Source organism: Glycomyces tenuis DSM 44171 (assembly GCF_000427885.1).
GTDB lineage: Bacteria > Actinomycetota > Actinomycetes > Mycobacteriales > Micromonosporaceae > Glycomyces > Glycomyces tenuis.
In genome coordinates this window covers 13,358-26,736 of sequence record NZ_ATYW01000017.1, presented here as the reverse complement: position 1 = coordinate 26,736, position 13,379 = coordinate 13,358, and the positions used below count along the sequence as shown (strand labels likewise).

Annotated in this window: 27 protein-coding genes; 1 reads left to right on the top strand and 26 read right to left on the bottom strand. The window is 67.3% G+C overall.

Annotation, left to right across the window (positions count from 1 at the left end):
• Position 1: 1 nt before the first annotated feature.
• The 23 genes from YWW_RS0118075 to YWW_RS0117960 all read right to left on the bottom strand — a co-directional run bounded on the left by YWW_RS0118075 (position 2) and on the right by YWW_RS0117960 (position 11,926).
• On the bottom strand, positions 2-322 hold the full coding sequence (locus YWW_RS0118075) for a hypothetical protein (protein ID WP_026931209.1): 321 nt from the start codon (positions 320-322) through the stop codon (positions 2-4).
• A 57-nt stretch (positions 323-379) separates the two neighbouring features.
• Positions 380-1,123 carry a hypothetical protein gene (locus YWW_RS0118070; RefSeq protein WP_035696909.1) on the bottom strand — a complete coding sequence of 248 codons (744 nt, stop codon included), beginning with the start codon at positions 1,121-1,123 and terminating at the stop codon, positions 380-382.
• Between the two features lie 219 nt (positions 1,124-1,342).
• Positions 1,343-1,771 (bottom strand): hypothetical protein, encoded by a 429-nt coding sequence (locus YWW_RS0118065; RefSeq protein ID WP_026931207.1) that lies wholly within the window; start codon positions 1,769-1,771, stop codon positions 1,343-1,345.
• Complete coding sequence (locus tag YWW_RS0118060) at positions 1,768-2,520, bottom strand: hypothetical protein (protein ID WP_026931206.1); 753 nt, start codon at positions 2,518-2,520, stop codon at positions 1,768-1,770. The genes YWW_RS0118065 and YWW_RS0118060 overlap by 4 nt, the downstream gene beginning before the upstream one ends.
• Positions 2,521-2,695: 175 nt before the next feature.
• Positions 2,696-3,028 carry a hypothetical protein gene (locus tag YWW_RS0118055; RefSeq protein WP_026931205.1) on the bottom strand — a complete coding sequence of 111 codons (333 nt, stop codon included), beginning with the start codon at positions 3,026-3,028 and terminating at the stop codon, positions 2,696-2,698.
• On the bottom strand, positions 3,025-3,357 hold the full coding sequence (locus tag YWW_RS0118050; protein ID WP_026931204.1) for a hypothetical protein: 333 nt from the start codon (positions 3,355-3,357) through the stop codon (positions 3,025-3,027). The genes YWW_RS0118055 and YWW_RS0118050 overlap by 4 nt, the downstream gene beginning before the upstream one ends.
• A complete protein-coding gene (locus tag YWW_RS0118045) occupies positions 3,354-3,848 on the bottom strand; it encodes a DNA N-6-adenine-methyltransferase (RefSeq protein ID WP_035696907.1) in 495 nt (164 codons plus the stop codon). Before YWW_RS0118045 ends, YWW_RS0118050 begins: the two co-directional genes overlap by 4 nt.
• Positions 3,841-4,149: a hypothetical protein gene (locus YWW_RS0118040; protein ID WP_155830243.1), complete on the bottom strand. Its 309-nt coding sequence runs from the start codon at positions 4,147-4,149 to the stop codon at positions 3,841-3,843. Before YWW_RS0118040 ends, YWW_RS0118045 begins: the two co-directional genes overlap by 8 nt.
• Positions 4,146-4,541, bottom strand: coding sequence for a hypothetical protein (locus tag YWW_RS0118035; protein WP_026931201.1), 396 nt, complete (start codon positions 4,539-4,541; stop codon positions 4,146-4,148). The genes YWW_RS0118040 and YWW_RS0118035 overlap by 4 nt, the downstream gene beginning before the upstream one ends.
• Positions 4,538-4,810 carry a hypothetical protein gene (locus tag YWW_RS0118030; protein ID WP_026931200.1) on the bottom strand — a complete coding sequence of 91 codons (273 nt, stop codon included), beginning with the start codon at positions 4,808-4,810 and terminating at the stop codon, positions 4,538-4,540. The genes YWW_RS0118035 and YWW_RS0118030 overlap by 4 nt, the downstream gene beginning before the upstream one ends.
• Positions 4,811-4,909: 99 nt before the next feature.
• The gene (locus tag YWW_RS0118020) at positions 4,910-5,173 is read right to left on the bottom strand and encodes a hypothetical protein (protein WP_026931199.1); all 264 of its coding nucleotides are present in this window, start codon (positions 5,171-5,173) and stop codon (positions 4,910-4,912) included.
• Positions 5,170-5,511, bottom strand: a complete 342-nt coding sequence (locus YWW_RS0118015; protein WP_026931198.1) for a hypothetical protein — start codon at positions 5,509-5,511, stop codon at positions 5,170-5,172. The genes YWW_RS0118020 and YWW_RS0118015 overlap by 4 nt, the downstream gene beginning before the upstream one ends.
• Positions 5,501-5,857, bottom strand: coding sequence for a hypothetical protein (locus tag YWW_RS0118010; RefSeq protein WP_026931197.1), 357 nt, complete (start codon positions 5,855-5,857; stop codon positions 5,501-5,503). The genes YWW_RS0118015 and YWW_RS0118010 overlap by 11 nt, the downstream gene beginning before the upstream one ends.
• Complete coding sequence (locus tag YWW_RS0118005; protein ID WP_026931196.1) at positions 5,847-6,677, bottom strand: hypothetical protein; 831 nt, start codon at positions 6,675-6,677, stop codon at positions 5,847-5,849. Before YWW_RS0118005 ends, YWW_RS0118010 begins: the two co-directional genes overlap by 11 nt.
• Before the next feature lie 11 nt (positions 6,678-6,688).
• On the bottom strand, positions 6,689-7,003 hold the full coding sequence (locus tag YWW_RS0118000; RefSeq protein WP_026931195.1) for a hypothetical protein: 315 nt from the start codon (positions 7,001-7,003) through the stop codon (positions 6,689-6,691).
• Complete coding sequence (locus tag YWW_RS0117995; protein ID WP_026931194.1) at positions 7,000-7,563, bottom strand: hypothetical protein; 564 nt, start codon at positions 7,561-7,563, stop codon at positions 7,000-7,002. The genes YWW_RS0118000 and YWW_RS0117995 overlap by 4 nt, the downstream gene beginning before the upstream one ends.
• Positions 7,560-7,988 (bottom strand): DUF6011 domain-containing protein, encoded by a 429-nt coding sequence (locus YWW_RS0117990; protein ID WP_026931193.1) that lies wholly within the window; start codon positions 7,986-7,988, stop codon positions 7,560-7,562. Before YWW_RS0117990 ends, YWW_RS0117995 begins: the two co-directional genes overlap by 4 nt.
• Positions 7,985-8,191, bottom strand: coding sequence for a hypothetical protein (locus tag YWW_RS0117985; protein ID WP_026931192.1), 207 nt, complete (start codon positions 8,189-8,191; stop codon positions 7,985-7,987). The genes YWW_RS0117990 and YWW_RS0117985 overlap by 4 nt, the downstream gene beginning before the upstream one ends.
• Positions 8,188-8,406: a hypothetical protein gene (locus YWW_RS0117980; protein ID WP_026931191.1), complete on the bottom strand. Its 219-nt coding sequence runs from the start codon at positions 8,404-8,406 to the stop codon at positions 8,188-8,190. The genes YWW_RS0117985 and YWW_RS0117980 overlap by 4 nt, the downstream gene beginning before the upstream one ends.
• A 63-nt stretch (positions 8,407-8,469) precedes the next feature.
• On the bottom strand, positions 8,470-8,688 hold the full coding sequence (locus YWW_RS0117975; RefSeq protein WP_026931190.1) for a hypothetical protein: 219 nt from the start codon (positions 8,686-8,688) through the stop codon (positions 8,470-8,472).
• A gap of 63 nt (positions 8,689-8,751) precedes the next feature.
• Positions 8,752-10,377, bottom strand: a complete 1,626-nt coding sequence (locus YWW_RS34260) for an ATP-binding protein (protein WP_051325999.1) — start codon at positions 10,375-10,377, stop codon at positions 8,752-8,754.
• Positions 10,368-11,333 (bottom strand): hypothetical protein, encoded by a 966-nt coding sequence (locus YWW_RS0117965; RefSeq protein ID WP_155830242.1) that lies wholly within the window; start codon positions 11,331-11,333, stop codon positions 10,368-10,370. The genes YWW_RS34260 and YWW_RS0117965 overlap by 10 nt, the downstream gene beginning before the upstream one ends.
• Complete coding sequence (locus tag YWW_RS0117960) at positions 11,333-11,926, bottom strand: PDDEXK family nuclease (protein WP_026931188.1); 594 nt, start codon at positions 11,924-11,926, stop codon at positions 11,333-11,335. Before YWW_RS0117960 ends, YWW_RS0117965 begins: the two co-directional genes overlap by 1 nt.
• A 146-nt stretch (positions 11,927-12,072) precedes the next feature.
• Between YWW_RS0117960 and YWW_RS0117955 the strand changes: the two genes are divergently transcribed.
• Positions 12,073-12,252, top strand: a complete 180-nt coding sequence (locus YWW_RS0117955; RefSeq protein ID WP_026931187.1) for a hypothetical protein — start codon at positions 12,073-12,075, stop codon at positions 12,250-12,252.
• Positions 12,253-12,359: 107 nt separating this feature from the next.
• On the opposite strand, the gene YWW_RS31360 is transcribed toward YWW_RS0117955, so the two are convergent.
• The 3 genes from YWW_RS31360 to YWW_RS0117940 are packed head-to-tail and all read right to left on the bottom strand — an operon-like array spanning position 12,360 to position 13,369.
• Complete coding sequence (locus tag YWW_RS31360) at positions 12,360-12,755, bottom strand: hypothetical protein (RefSeq protein WP_155830241.1); 396 nt, start codon at positions 12,753-12,755, stop codon at positions 12,360-12,362.
• Complete coding sequence (locus YWW_RS0117945; RefSeq protein ID WP_026931186.1) at positions 12,748-12,984, bottom strand: hypothetical protein; 237 nt, start codon at positions 12,982-12,984, stop codon at positions 12,748-12,750. The genes YWW_RS31360 and YWW_RS0117945 overlap by 8 nt, the downstream gene beginning before the upstream one ends.
• Positions 12,974-13,369, bottom strand: coding sequence for a DUF4326 domain-containing protein (locus tag YWW_RS0117940; RefSeq protein ID WP_051325997.1), 396 nt, complete (start codon positions 13,367-13,369; stop codon positions 12,974-12,976). Before YWW_RS0117940 ends, YWW_RS0117945 begins: the two co-directional genes overlap by 11 nt.
• Positions 13,370-13,379: the final 10 nt, after the last annotated feature.

Here is a 13,379-nt window from a genome sequence, read left to right as displayed (position 1 = left end):
TTCAGCCCTCACCGATCTCGACCGTCGGCGTCCCGACCGTCAACGCCATGATCTGCTCGGCGAGACGCACCGCCTCCCCGTTCGACAGGTGCAGCGCGAGCTCGACAACGTCACCGGTGTGCACCGGGCCGATCCCGTCCCCGTTGTTGTCGTAGCCGATCTCGTCGGTGACGCGCAGCCAGACCGACGGCTCCACCGCCGAAGAGGTTTGCACTTCGGCCCTGGCTCGGCCGCCGGCGATCCGGTGGCCGCTTTCGATGGGCGGGAGGTAGACGAGCCCGCGTTCGCTGACGGTGGCTTGGAGGTGGTTCGTGTCGTCCATGCTTCATCCTCTCATGGGTGTGTTGACGGGTAGCGGGTGTTTCCGCTGCTTGATGGGTTACGCGGCCTTCTGGTGGTCTTGTTGGGCGTGGGCGGCAGACAGTTTCGTCCACCTCTCGTACTCGGCTGGGGACATGCGGCAGCGGCAGCCTTTGGCGGTGCAGATGACGTCGTCGCCTTGGCGGATGAGGGAGTAGCGGTCGCATTCGCGGCAGGCGACGCCATCGATGATGGTGGGTTTGTTGGTGCCACTGCCATTGAGGCGGTCGAGCCTGTGGTCGAGTGCCCGGAGGTAGGCGGCGTGGTCGGGCATGAGCGCGGGGAGGGTGTTGAGTGCCCAGTCGACGCGTTTGGCGAGCCAGTCGGCGAGGTCTTCCACGGTCGCGGCTGGGAGGTGTTCGTCCGGGTGGGCTTCTTGCCAGGCGGGGAGCCAGGCGTGCGCGATGTGCCCGAGGACCCTGACTGCGGGGAGGGTGCCTTCTTGGTCGGGCCCTATCGGGATGGGCGGTGAGGCGAGTGCGATGGCGGGGCCGGTGGAGAGTTCGTCGAGGACGGCGACGCGGACGCCGAGAGGGGCGTCCATGGTGCCGGTGACGTGCTCGCCTTTGGTGGAGCCGGGTGTGGGGTCGAGCTCGGCGTGGTTGAGCGGGATCCGCTTCAGGATGCCGGGGAGTTGGGCGCGGCATTCTCCGCATGAGTGGCGGTAGTCGTACAGGTTGGGCTGTGGGCGGTCGTGCTCGCCATCGCGGCCGAGGGCGGGGCAGGTGACGCAGACGCGCTCGGTGTGTGCTCGGGTTTCCATGTGGTCCTCCATCGGGATCGTGGGTGGAGGGGGTGTGGTGTCGGTTTTCCCGGGGTTTATGTGTGCGTTGAGTTACTTCATGGCTACTGATTCCAGTGTTTTCGCTGGTGGCGGGGAAGTAGCCGGTTTATCGCCTCCTTCTCACCGACGAGGCCCGCGTTGTGGCGCTCGAGGAGGTGGTCGACGGCTTGCCCGCTGGCGTCCCGATCCGGGAGTCGGTCACTGGTCCTCCTCGGGAAGCAGGAGGGGCCGCAACCGCAAGACCCGGTCAGGCGGCCAACATCCGTCGATCAGCCGGCGTTCGAGGACCCTCTTTGTGGCCGTCGTGGGCTCGATGAGCGCGGCGATCATCAAGCGCAGCCAGTCGACCTGGATGGACTTGTCGTAGTTGTGGCAGCAGATCGACCCGTCCTTGATGCCCTCGACGCGCTTCCCGGAGCTCACGGGGCAGGTGATTTCCCAGAGCGGGTAGCTGTAGGCGCCGAGGACGAGGTCGCACGTCTTGTGTGCGGCGAGGTCGCCTGTGCGGCGGGCGAGGGCGCCGAGCCCGGTTTCGCGGTCGTTCCAGGTCAGGTCGTCGTGGTCTTCGCCGTGGATTTCGATGGCGGGGTTGTGGGAGAGGCAGATGGCCTTGTAGGTGCTGCTCACGGTGTGCTCCTAGGGTCGGTGGTGGGCTGGCTGGTCCAGGTGCCCTTGACGACGATCTGGCCCATGTGGTCACGCCACTCCTCGTCGATGCCTTCAGGGGCCGGGAACGATCCGGTCCGCCAGATGCAGTCGCCGGACACCATCGCGTAGGTGACGGTGTCGCCGACGACGTCGAACCCGATGAACACCTCTTGGCCCTCGTCGGGTTCGCCGTTGGCGGACGCTCCGGTGTCGGCCTGGAGGTGTTCGAGAGCGGCCCGCCACGCTTCGTCCTGCATCTGGTTGAGGTTGTCGCGGATGGTGTTTCGCGGGTCGTCTTCGTCGAAGAGGTCGTTCATGGCTTCGTGGTTCACGTACGTGCAGGTGACCGGGACGGTCACGGCCCAGCTCTGGGTGGGCATGGTGTGGTCGAGCGACTCGTCTTCGTCGGCGGGTGCTCGTGCCTCGTCGAGGTGCTCGGCGAACTTCGCTTCGATCGCTTCGTCGTTCACGTCTCCGAGGAACGACACTGCGAGGTGCCCGCAGGTGCAATTCAGGTTGACCATGTCGAACATGCGCGAGGTCAGCGCTCGGTGTTCGTGCCCGTGGTAGTCGCACAGGGTGGACATGGTGCAGGCGCAAGGGGGTTCGCTGGCTTCCTGTCCGGGGGGTGCCCAGCGCATGGCGTCGCCGGAGACGGCCCAGTCGTCGTCGCAGCCGTCGAGGGCCTGGTCGATGCTGGTGAGGACGGCGTCCATGCGGTCGCTCATGACCCAGCTCCGTTTCGGCTGGCCAGTGGGCGAGTCGTCTCTACGATCTGCCACCACCGGTTCTCTCGTTCGAAGTGCACGCGGTAGCGGAGCCCCGTGATATCAGCGCGGAAGCGGGCCTGCTCCTGAGCGTCTTCGTAACGGTTGAAGCAGCCGACGTTGGGATGGTCTGGCCTCATGATCCGGCTCCGTCCAGGCCAGGAGTGCGCCGGTCGATCGCTTCGACCCATGTCGCCGCGACAGCCGCGACCTGAATGAGCTCGGCGCGGAGCTTGGCAGGGTCGGTCTCGGCGAACGCCTCGGCCACCTCCTCAGCCAGGACATGCCGCCAGGTGAGGTAACCGTGCTTTGCCGCTCGTTGGCAAGCCCTCCGAGCCGCGTCGGCGGCCTCGTCGTAGTCGCCGGTGCCGTCGATGTGGTTCTGTTCGCCGAACTTCGCGTCTTGGCGGACCTGCTCGGCGGCGATATCGCCCAGCACGACGCTGGCCTGGAGTTCGTTCGTGGTCATGTGCTTGCCTTTCGTGCGTTGAGGATTCGGCGGATGATGCTCGGTCGGTTCTGTGTCTGGATGTCGCGGGCGTCCTCGTCGAGGAGCGGGCCCTGCCGGATCAGTTCCTGGTGGACTGAGACCGGGGGCGGCGGGGGCCAGTCGAGGGCGGCCGGGTCCACGGGGTAGCCGTCCGCGCCGTCGACAGCGGCTCGGGCCCTGGCGGCCCGGCGGGCCGTCCACGGCGCCGCCGTAGCGGTCGGCCAGTCAGCCGCCCGCTCGGCCTCGGCGCGCGTGGGGCCGTCGAGATTGCAGCAGGGGCACGGGCCCGGGTCGTAGTGGAACGTCATGGCGTGCTCCTGATGGGCAGGTAGGTGCCGCGGATGCGGGTGTCATCGCGGAGGGACCGGGCGCACTCGGGGCCGTAGGCGGCCAGGACGGAGGGGGCGCCGGCGTTGTCGCGGGCCTGGTAGCCCTCGGGGTGCCAGAACCGGATCCTGCCGTGCAGGAACTTGACTCCGGTGGCCTTCTTCCAGATGTGGTCGATGAACCAGGCGGTCTCGGTGCGGGCGAACGTCAACGCGATCCCGTCGCCGTGGTCGGCGAGCTTGGCCAGCCACGCCCCGATTTCCCGATACGGGCAGTTCAACCACACCCGGCCGTGCCAGGGTTCGGTGAGGCCGTCGCGGGGCGGGCAGATCAGCTCTTTCGCGGTCGGCCATCCTTCGTGCCCGCACGGGTCCAGATCGAACGGGCCGAGCGCTTCGGTGATCCCCGGCGGGGTCAGCCAGACGTTGGATCTGGCCCTGGCGGAGTGGTGGGCGCCGATCGCGCTAGCCACGGTCGCTCTCCTCGGCCTGGCGGGCGGCGTAGCGTATGCCGTTCGCGGTCTGGCGGAGCAGGTCCACGAACGGCCATGCCCGCTCGCCCTTGAGGAATTGCTGCTGTTCGAGCTGGGTTGCGATCTCGTCGTAGATCTCGGGCCGGACGGCGGCTACCACGGCGCGGGCGGTGTCCGTAAGGCTCGATCCGATCGTGTCCATGAGCGCGTCGGCGGCGGCCTGCTCGGCTGGTGTCAGGTTCCCCTGAACATCTCCGCTGGTATTCAGGTCTTCGCGGATTTCCCTGAATTCGCTGCTCATCGGAACCGCCACCAGCCGTCGAAGCCGTCCGGGATGGCCGGATAGTTGTCGAGCATGGGCCGCAGCAACGCCAGGTGCTTCTCGATCACGTTGGGCTCCTGCGCGCCCCAGTAGCGGGTGCCGTCCCAGCGGCCTTCGCACCGTCCGCTGTCGCGGCTGTCGTCGAGCCCAGTAAGGAACGAGTGGACGTCGGCGGGCCGGTGGTCGAAGTTGTAGGACTGGATGTGTCCGATGGCGGCGACGGTAGCGCCGCGGCGGCGTCGGAACCAGACGGATTCGACATCGACCACCCAGTACATGCGGTCGTTCATGTCGCGTTCCTCGACGGTGAAGCTGTCGAGGTTGATGGCGTAGGGGCGTTGGGAGATGAGGAATTTCTCGGAGCGGATCATCGTGACCTCTCTCCTTCGTTGTGCGCCCGGTCGAGCGCGGCGGCGATCGTCTCGGAGGCGTCTCCCAGCAGGTGCGCGCGGCCGTACCGGGTCGCGCAGTCGCCGCATTCGGCTAGCCGCAGCGGGATGGTGGTCTGGATGAGGTCGTGGCCGGGGAACACGGTCCCGGACAGGTACGGCTGGCCGGGCGCGATCGCGGTGGTGCCGCAGCCGTTGCAGTAGTGGCGCTTCCGTGCGATCCGGCGGCGAGGTCGGGTCTCAGTCCTCATCGGGGGCCTCCTCGAACTGGTCGCCGTAGCACTCCTCGCAGAGCCCGTCAGCGCCCTCGATATCCGGGTCGTATTGGCCGTAGCAGTTCTCGCAGGTCTTCATTCGGGTTCTCCTTCTTCGAGGTCTTTCGCGACACTCCGCAGCAGCCGTGCCGCTTCGGGATGGATGTGGTCGAGGGAGCCCGCGGCTTCCCTGTAGTGGGCGGGCTGGAGCGTGGCGATGATCTGCCTGGCGAGGTGCTCGACGGTCTCGCGGGTGCCGATGTCGGTGTACCGGACGCCGTCGTCCCAGTCGGAGCCGACGAGGATCCGCGCGATCATGTCGACGTGCGTGCCCTCGTCGGTCCGGAGTTGGTCCTTCATGTACACCAGCAGGACTGGCCCTCAGGCCGGGGTGCGCACCAGTTCGTGCAGTCGTCGGCCGATTTTCGGGCCTGCCGCTCGGCGGCGAGCGGCGGTGAGGTCACGGACGGGCCCTCACGCAGATCGGTGGTGTCAGTGCCCGCATCGTCCTGGCCTGCCAGTTCAGCCCGCAGGGCGTACCATTCCGCCATCATTTCTTGGGCGGCGAGCACGCCTGCGCGAGCGGCGCGCTTGCGCTCTTCCGGACTCATGTCCTCCCATGCCTGGTGCGGCTCGGTGGCGGGCGAGTCCTCGGCGGGCGGCAGGTGGTCGAACAGCGTCGGGGCGTCAGCGCTCATCAGCCCGGCCCTCCTCGATCACATCGATGTGGTACTGAGCGACCTGCGACAACCGCGACCCGATCTCCCGCTCCTGCCGGAACATGACCAGCTCGATATCGCGCATGCGGTACGTCTTCGACCACGGCGAGTCCGGCTTCTCGGTGAGCGCGACGACGTTGGCGGTGCCGTGACGGATCGCTTTCCAGTACTCCTCGTTGCGGTGCTTGATGCGGGTTCCCACGCGGAGCTTGAGTCCCGACTTCGGGTAGACGAACTCGTCGAGGTCGACGTAGCCGTGTTCGTGGAGGCTGGCGACGATGCGTTCCAGTTCGGCCTGTTCCTCGGTGGTCAGCTCAGCGTTCATCGGCGTGTCCTTCCTGGTCGGCGGTCTTGCAGTCGTCGCAGGGCTTCTCGTACGCCACCCACTCAGGCTCTTGGTGTTCTTTGCGGATGGCGGCCTTCAATGCGTCGGCCTGTGCGATATGCCCGACGTCGAGGAGGTGCGCCACGACCGAGTCGCCGAATTCGCAATCGGAGTCGAGGTCCGCGCGGAACCCGCACTGGCAGCCGGTGACCTGACAGTCGGCGTTGAACTTCAGCCAGTGGCTATCGGACACCTGATTGCTTCTGAGAGATTCTGGAACGGGTGTACCCCTATCGGTGGACCCTTCCGGGGCTTCCGGGCCGGAGACGCGCTCCTGGACGGGCGGACGGGGCGTCTCCGAGTAGTCCCGGAGCGGCAGCTGTCCGTCGAGGACACGCCCGACCTCCCGCAGGGTCGCGTTCCGGCCGGAGTCCCAGCCGTGCGACCAAACCGAGCAGTCGCCCTCGTGATCGCATCGCGGCTCGGGCGGGAGCGCACGGAAGGCGGTGAGCTTCGCGGCCAGGGCGTCCCGCTCGATCCGGTACTGCTCCCGGTCGCGTTCAGCGGACGCCAGCAGCTCATCGGACTCGGCCAGGTCGGCACGGAGCCGGTCCCGCTCGGTCGTCATGTCGCCCAGGTCGTCCATGTGCCCACCGAGACGGCGGAACAGGTCGGCGTTGCGGGCGCGGAGCCGGTCGACCTCGGCCACAAGGGCAGCGAAGTCACCAGCAATCGACAGCCACAGCAGGTCACTCGGCGTTCGGGAGGTCTGGTACTTCTCGGCGTTGTGCCGGAGACGGTCCAGGTCTTCGGTGGTCATCGGTTCAGCGGTCACCGGACACCCCCGATCAGCCGGTCGACGTACGCCCACGCCGCATTGATCGAGCGGCGCCGAGCCGCGCCGTAGTGCTTGTCCTCGACCGCGTGCAGGAAATCGAACAGCGCCGCCCGCGCCGCCCCATGCCCTTCGCTGCTCGGCGGGTACGACCGGGCGTTATCGATGAGCGCCCGGCGGGCGGCGTCGATCAGGCCCCACAGCGCCGTGTGGCCCTTTTCGGCGTCGCGCAGGTTCCAGCGCAGCTGGTCGTTGATGGCCTCCAGCTCGGCGATGCGCCGGTCTGGCCGGGTGGTGGCCTGGTCGGTCATTTCTGGTCCTCTCGGGTAGTGGTTTTGGCGGCACGCTTCTCGCGCGCTTGGGCAGTGGTGATACGGAAGTTCAGGGCCTGAATGCGGCGGTTCAGCTTCGCCACGCGCTCCAGGTCGCGGTCCAGTTGCGCGAACCGGCGGCGGCCCGCGTTCCGAGCGGCACGGGACCGCGAGTGCGGCGACAGGTTCACGGCGGCCATGTCCCCGCCATCGTCGGCGACGATCGCGTCCCGACGCTCCACCAGCTCGTCACGTTCGGCGATCAACGACGCCGCCGACCGGTACACGCGGGGTTTCGGGGCCCGCTTCGGCGCGGTCTGCTTCTCGGGCAGGTCCACCAGGTCCTCGTCACCCGGCCGGATGAACCACTCCAGCAGGGGACGCGGCGGCTCCCACCCGGGCTTGAGTGTCGGGTTGGCTCCCGGGAACTCCCGCTTGATCCGCGCGATCTCCGCCTCAGCGGCCTCGCGGGCCGGGTGCGCAGCCTCCCACTCGGAACGGCGCTGCTCCAGCAGTTGCATGTACTCGTCGCCGGTCAGCTTCTGGGTTTCGGCGCTCATCGGACCTCCCGGGCGCGCTTGACCTCAGCCAGGTACGCCGAGAACAGGTCGTGAGGGATGCGTTCGCGGCAGTCAGGGCCGATCCCGAGCGTCCGCGACGTCCCATCAGTGAGAACGCGTCCGCAGTTGTGGCAGTGCCCGGTCGACTCGGTGAAGTGGAACCGGGCGATCAGCGGGTTCGCCTCGATCGCTTCCTTGACGCGCCGCGCCCAGGATCCCCACTCGTCGAAGTAGTCCCGCATCCACGCGATGTATTCGTCGGTGCCGGGCTTGCCGGGCGCGTCTTTCCGGAGCGGCCTCGCGGGGCCGTACCAGGTCTTCGCCGGGTGCGGGTGCATCCCACCGCTGTCGACCCGCCAGCGGGTCATGGTGTCCGGGTCGTCAGGGTCAGGGACGGCGTAGTAGCCATCGGGGAGGGTGCTCACTGGTCGCCCTCGATCCGCTCCACGGTGACGCGGAACCGCTCGGTCACGCGATCGGCCTTGTCTTCCTCGGTCGAGGTCAACTCAATGATCGAGGCACCCTCCACGGGTCGGACGGACACGTACGCGTCCAGGCCGTCGTCGTAGTTGCCATCGGCGCCATCGACGATCGAATGGATGTCCTCGGTGCTGTATCGGTAGTTCATCGTTCGGTCCTTTCGGTGATTGTGGTGGGCTTGACCGGGCAAGGGCAGTCCTTGACCAGGCTCGGAGCGTTCGAAAGCTGCTGGCAGGACAGGAACGGCGTCGACCGGGCCTTGTCGCACAGGGCCTTCGTGCAGCACTTGCAGTCGGGGCAGTCGGCGCCGCGGGGCGCGGCGTAGACCGGGCCGAACGGTTCGTCGAAGTCGTAGTCGTCCATCAGTTCTCCTCGGGGTTGGTGTCGGACAGGGGGCGGCACCCAGCTCGGGCGCCGCCCGTCTGGTCAGTCGTCCTTCGAACTGCTGCCGGGCAGCACCGACAGGCGCAGCAGCGGCATCGCGATCGCGCACACGATCAGCGAGGACTTGTAGCCGATCGTCGGCATCATCGGCAGCCACTCGTGGTGGATCACGCCGACGCCGAGCATGAACAGCCACGCCACCAGCGGGATCGAAGCGACGAAGATGCCGAGAGCGATGAAGAACTTGGCCAGGGATTCCATTTCGGGGTCCTTTCGGGTTGGGTTACTTCGGGTCGGACAGGGGACAAGCAGGAGACAGAGGAATCACGCCACCCCCCGCTCGGACAGGGACTCGGCCGACCACTGCGACGCGGACGACCACTCAGGCTTCACGGCCGCCTCGGGCATCCACGGCCATTCGCCGGTCTTGCCGTGCCGGAACGACGACGGCCAATCGCGTTCATCGCGGGCGCCGCGCCACGCCTCGAGATCCACCAGCCGTGGGCGCTGCTCGTTCGGCAGGCACTCCTTCGCGCGTCGCAACCCGAACCCGAACTCCGGCCACCGCAGCAGCAGGCTGGATCCGACCGGGCGCAGTGCCCGCTGGGAGCCGTGCTGGCCGTGCCCGGCGTGCGCCTCCATCAGCAGCACGCACCCGTCGCCGGCGACACGGGCAGCGTCGAGAACAGAGACGGTCTTGCGGGCCGCGGACTCGTCGTTGATGTCCGAGGCGTGCAGCCGGTAGAACGGGCCGATGTACAGCACGTCCGGCCGGTGCGCGCGGACTCGTTCGAGGAGCCATTCGGCGTCGTCGCCCTTCGTGAGGTCGATGCCCTCGGGGCGGTGGATCAGCCGCAGCCCACCATCAGGGACACGGCGGCCCTTCGACACCGACAGCCCGGCGAGGGTGCCGTAGTGGCGGCGGTTCTGCCGCATGGAGTTCTCGCAGTCGACGACGAGGACCTTCACCGGGTCGACCGTGCCGGGCTGGAACGGGTGGATCCCCGCGGCGAGCTGGACGCACAACTGCCGGCACCACACCGACTTCCCGAGCCCTTCGGCGCCGGTGATCATCAGCCGGTCGCCGCGCTCCAGCACATCGGGGACGAGCCAGTCATAGGCGTCGTCGCCGGCGGCGATGAACTCCCACAGATCCGGGGCCAGCACCGGGGTGGGCTCCTCGGTGGTCGCGCGGGTCTCCACCAGTTCCTCGAGGCCGAACCCGGCGCCGAGGTGGTCGGCGGCGTCCTTGTGGGTCGGGGACTCGTAGACGGTGACCTCGGCGCCGACGGCCGCCAGCGATGCCATGACCTTGCGGGCGTGCGCCCGGCCCTCCTTGTCCGCATCGGACCAGATCGCCACCGAGGCATCCCGGAACATCTCGAAGGCTGAGTCGGGCCAGCCCATGCCGGCCCCGCCGGAGTTGCACGTGGCAGGGAGCCCGAGCCGCTCTTCGACGGCGTGAACGTCCTTCTCGCCCTCGACGACCCACACCTGCCGGCCAGCTTTGACCGCTTCGATGACCGCGGGGAGCCGATACAGGACCCGGCGGGTGTTGCCGAGTTTGAACTCCCAATCGCCGCCGGGGAGCGGTCGCCGCTGCAAGAACTTCTTCGGTTCGAACCGGCACACCTGGTACAGGAGCTTCCCGTCCTCGTCGACGTAGTCGTAGGTGGCGATCATCGTCGACTTGCCGCGGTAGGCACCCTTGCGTTCTTCGCGTGGCGCGGAGAGCTCCTCCCACGTCAGGCCGAGCGCCTTGAGGATGTCCTCGGCGTCGCATCCGGCGTGGCACTTGAAGATCACCGGGTGCTTCGTGCCGTACCCCAACGACAGGGACGGGTTGCGGTCCTCGTGCGCGGGGCAGCGAGCCATGAATCCATCAGCAGTCTTCTGGACGCGGTCGAGCTTCGGGAGCACGAGCTCACGCAGCGCATCGTTCAGTCCCATATGCTGCTCGCCGCCCCTTCGAAGGTCGTGGCGGTCTTCCTGGTCGCGATGTCGTCGCCCCAGGACTCGGCGTTGAGCCAACTGGACGGGTGCGGGATGAACTTCGTGTCGGTCCGTTCGCGTTCCCAGTACGCGATGTACGCCTCGAGCGCGTCGAAGAGCGTTGCGACGTCGGTCTTCTTGACAGCGGACTTCCACGCGGTGCGCGCCGCAGCGGGTTTGACCTTCCGCGGGTATCGCTCATACCAGCGGGCGAATTCGGGGTCGTCTTTCGTGCGGTCGGCTTTGGCCGACCGAGAGTTAGAAACAACGGACCTTGAACTAACTCCCCTTACCCCTACCCCCTCCCCGGACCCCTCGAGCGAGTCGTCTGAACCCCCTTCCGGGAAGGGTTCCCCGAAGGGTTCCCGGTTGGGTTCGGTTAGGGCTTCCTGCTTGGGTTCGGCCTTGGGTCGTTTGGTTGAGATGTCAGTGACCGGGGAGTGGATAGGCGGGTCCTTCTCAAGGTCGGCGATCATCTCCCGCAGAGGCTCATGCGAACCCTTCGGGATCGAATCGCCATGCTCGTCCTCGATCCGGTGCAGTTCGGTCAGGATCTCCGCGCGGAGCCGCAGCGACGACACCGAGTCGAGGGCCTGCTGCGCCGACTTCATCACGTTCGGCTGCCGGTACACCTCGTCGTTACGGATGAACGTCCGGATGAGGAGCTCTTCGGTGTCCCAGTCGATGAGGACGAACCGGGCGTCCTCGAGCTCCTCGAGCATCTCGATGAAGTCCTCGAGGTCGAGGCCGAACAACCCGGCCAGCCGCCGGGCTCGGAGCGGCAGGACGCCGGTGTACTCGACGTCGGGCTGGCACAGGATCGACTCGTAGCCGCCCTTGCCTTTGAACGACAACGCCAGGAAATCCCGGTCGCCCCACAACCTGGTGCGGAGCCGTGCTTCGGTACGCGCCACTACTGCCTCCCCTTCGGGTCGAAGTCGTTGAAGAAGTCGCCGAGCCGCTGTGGTCCCCTGCGGGGCCGCGGCGCCCGCTGGAACGGCAGCTCCCCGGGCCGGAACAAGTCGCCGTTGGGGTCGGTCCAGAACTTGTTCGGCTCAGGCTGCTCGCGCATGTGCCTGCGGCATGACCAGGTGCCCGCGAGGTCCATGAAGCCGTGGTGGCCGCACTCGGGGCACAGGACGATGACGATGTCCTGGCCGTTGATGGCGTTCTCCCACCACGAGCGTTCGCCTTCGCCCTTGCCGGATCGGGACGGGCGCAGGATGACGACGAGGTCGGCGTTCCAGTCGAACGAGTCGCGGCTGAGCGCGGCCTGGAGCTTGGAGGGTTTGTCGATGCGCTGGTTGTGAGGGCCCTTGACTTCGGCCCAGACGCGCTGGGTGGGGAGGTAGAAGTCGGGCCGGTAGCGGGTGTTGTCCTCGACGAGGATGCCGTGGGGTTCGTGCTCCCATTCCCAGCCGAGCAGGTCGAACGTGCATGCCCAGTCGGCCTCGAGTGTGGACGCGAATGTGGTCCCTCGGTAGGTGGTGGGGATCGGCTTGATCATTGCGACGCCTCCGTCTGGGTGTCCTGGGGATGTAGGAATCCTATCACTCCGTCATGACGATTGTCATGACAGAAATATCGACGATCAGGCAGACGGTATCGGGATGCGGTACGCTGGGTGGCGTCATGACATGAGGAGAGACGACCATGCCCCGTGTACCGCTGCCGCAGCAGACCGTCCGCATCAGCCAGGAATCGTGGGACCGGCTCGGTGAGAACGCCGACGCCGCTGGCACCGACCGGTCCACGGTCATCCGCCAGCTCGTCGACTGGTACAACCGCGAGCGCGGCGCGATCCTCCCTGAGCGGCCCCCTCGCGAGTCCTAGCCTCGCGTTTTCGTTCGTGTCCATCCGGCCAAAGTTGCGCCCGGTCTGGTTGGGCCGCAATGGGAAAGCGGTCTCTTGGTTATGACAACTTATGACAAGTCCTAGCCTCATTGCTCCTCCCCGAGGTCGGTGACGAGCAGCCCCAACATCCCGAGCGGGTGCTTCTTCTTGTCGACCCGGTCGCCGGCGCGGATGGTCAGCGACACCAGGAACCGGTCGCAGTCGTCTTCGAGAACGCCGGCGTCGACGATGCCGTCGATCGCGGCTTTCACGGTCGGGTACCGGTTGTGGGCGTCGCAGTCTTTCCGAAGGTCGGCGCGGTGGACGATCGCGGTGATCGTCGCGCGCTTCATGGCCGGGATGCCGGCGGCGCGGGCGCGGATCTCGGCGGCTTCGCGCCACAGCTTCGTCGGCCCTGACCGCGCGGACCAGTGGTTGTGTCGCTGGTTCGCGTTCAACCAGGTGGTGGGTGCGGGGATGAGAAGCGTCCAACGTTTAGCCACGGTGCACCGCCGGATCCTTCGGGCAGCAGACACCGACCTCCTGGTAGTGCTCGTACAGGTCCACGCAGACGGCGCAGAGACGCCACTCGTGATCGGAGTCATCGGTCCACTCCGCCCCGGTGATATCGATGCAGCAGAACGCGGTGTGGAAGTCGCACGAGCACGCGAAGTGCTCGATCTCGACCGTGGGGAAGGCCACGCCCTGGTGGATGAAGGACTCAACGGTCATTGCCCTCACCGCCGTTCGCCAGCTCGAGCAGGACGTCTCCGTGGCACGGATCCTCCACGCTGCACCAGCACATGAGGTCCCGGCCGGCCAGCGGCGCCAGCCACTCCCAGAACCGATCGGGTTCATCCCGCCGGCGGACAGCGAGCATGTCCTGGTACAACGACACCACCGCTTCCGGCCCGAGCGGGCTGCTGCTGGTGACGTAGCCGTAGACGCATTCGTCGGCGGGGATGTGCTTCCAGGTGTTGACCGCGACGTGCCACATAGGGCCGACGCTGGTGTGGCCGTTGTGGATCCGGAACGGGTTGCCCCACCTGGAGGGGCGCCCGACGTACACCGGCGGCCTGCCCTGGTCGTCGAGCGGGGCGCGCCAGTCCTTTACCATGCGGCGCTGA

Bases quoted from the DNA above. Each gene is read 5' to 3' on its own strand.
- YWW_RS0117995 (WP_026931194.1), bottom strand. From the start codon at position 7,563: ATGAGCGCCGAAACCCAGAAGCTGACCGGCGACGAGTACATGCAACTG.
- YWW_RS34260 (WP_051325999.1), bottom strand. From the start codon at position 10,377: ATGGGACTGAACGATGCGCTGCGTGAGCTCGTGCTCCCGAAGCTCGAC.
- YWW_RS0118040 (WP_155830243.1), bottom strand. From the start codon at position 4,149: ATGAGCAGCGAATTCAGGGAAATCCGCGAAGACCTGAATACCAGCGGA.
- YWW_RS0118020 (WP_026931199.1), bottom strand. From the start codon at position 5,173: ATGAAGGACCAACTCCGGACCGACGAGGGCACGCACGTCGACATGATC.
- YWW_RS0117985 (WP_026931192.1), bottom strand. From the start codon at position 8,191: ATGAACTACCGATACAGCACCGAGGACATCCATTCGATCGTCGATGGC.
- YWW_RS0118075 (WP_026931209.1), bottom strand. From the start codon at position 322: ATGGACGACACGAACCACCTCCAAGCCACCGTCAGCGAACGCGGGCTC.
- YWW_RS0117960 (WP_026931188.1), bottom strand. From the start codon at position 11,926: ATGATCAAGCCGATCCCCACCACCTACCGAGGGACCACATTCGCGTCC.
- YWW_RS0117945 (WP_026931186.1), bottom strand. From the start codon at position 12,984: ATGACCGTTGAGTCCTTCATCCACCAGGGCGTGGCCTTCCCCACGGTC.
- YWW_RS0118060 (WP_026931206.1), bottom strand. From the start codon at position 2,520: ATGAGCGACCGCATGGACGCCGTCCTCACCAGCATCGACCAGGCCCTC.
- YWW_RS0118015 (WP_026931198.1), bottom strand. From the start codon at position 5,511: ATGAGCGCTGACGCCCCGACGCTGTTCGACCACCTGCCGCCCGCCGAG.
- YWW_RS0118035 (WP_026931201.1), bottom strand. From the start codon at position 4,541: ATGATCCGCTCCGAGAAATTCCTCATCTCCCAACGCCCCTACGCCATC.
- YWW_RS0118055 (WP_026931205.1), bottom strand. From the start codon at position 3,028: ATGACCACGAACGAACTCCAGGCCAGCGTCGTGCTGGGCGATATCGCC.
- YWW_RS0117955 (WP_026931187.1), top strand. From the start codon at position 12,073: ATGCCCCGTGTACCGCTGCCGCAGCAGACCGTCCGCATCAGCCAGGAA.
- YWW_RS0118030 (WP_026931200.1), bottom strand. From the start codon at position 4,810: ATGAGGACTGAGACCCGACCTCGCCGCCGGATCGCACGGAAGCGCCAC.
- YWW_RS0118070 (WP_035696909.1), bottom strand. From the start codon at position 1,123: ATGGAAACCCGAGCACACACCGAGCGCGTCTGCGTCACCTGCCCCGCC.
- YWW_RS0118010 (WP_026931197.1), bottom strand. From the start codon at position 5,857: ATGAACGCTGAGCTGACCACCGAGGAACAGGCCGAACTGGAACGCATC.
- YWW_RS0117975 (WP_026931190.1), bottom strand. From the start codon at position 8,688: ATGGAATCCCTGGCCAAGTTCTTCATCGCTCTCGGCATCTTCGTCGCT.
- YWW_RS0117980 (WP_026931191.1), bottom strand. From the start codon at position 8,406: ATGGACGACTACGACTTCGACGAACCGTTCGGCCCGGTCTACGCCGCG.
- YWW_RS0118050 (WP_026931204.1), bottom strand. From the start codon at position 3,357: ATGACGTTCCACTACGACCCGGGCCCGTGCCCCTGCTGCAATCTCGAC.
- YWW_RS0117940 (WP_051325997.1), bottom strand. From the start codon at position 13,369: ATGGTAAAGGACTGGCGCGCCCCGCTCGACGACCAGGGCAGGCCGCCG.
- YWW_RS0118000 (WP_026931195.1), bottom strand. From the start codon at position 7,003: ATGACCGACCAGGCCACCACCCGGCCAGACCGGCGCATCGCCGAGCTG.
- YWW_RS0118005 (WP_026931196.1), bottom strand. From the start codon at position 6,677: ATGACCACCGAAGACCTGGACCGTCTCCGGCACAACGCCGAGAAGTAC.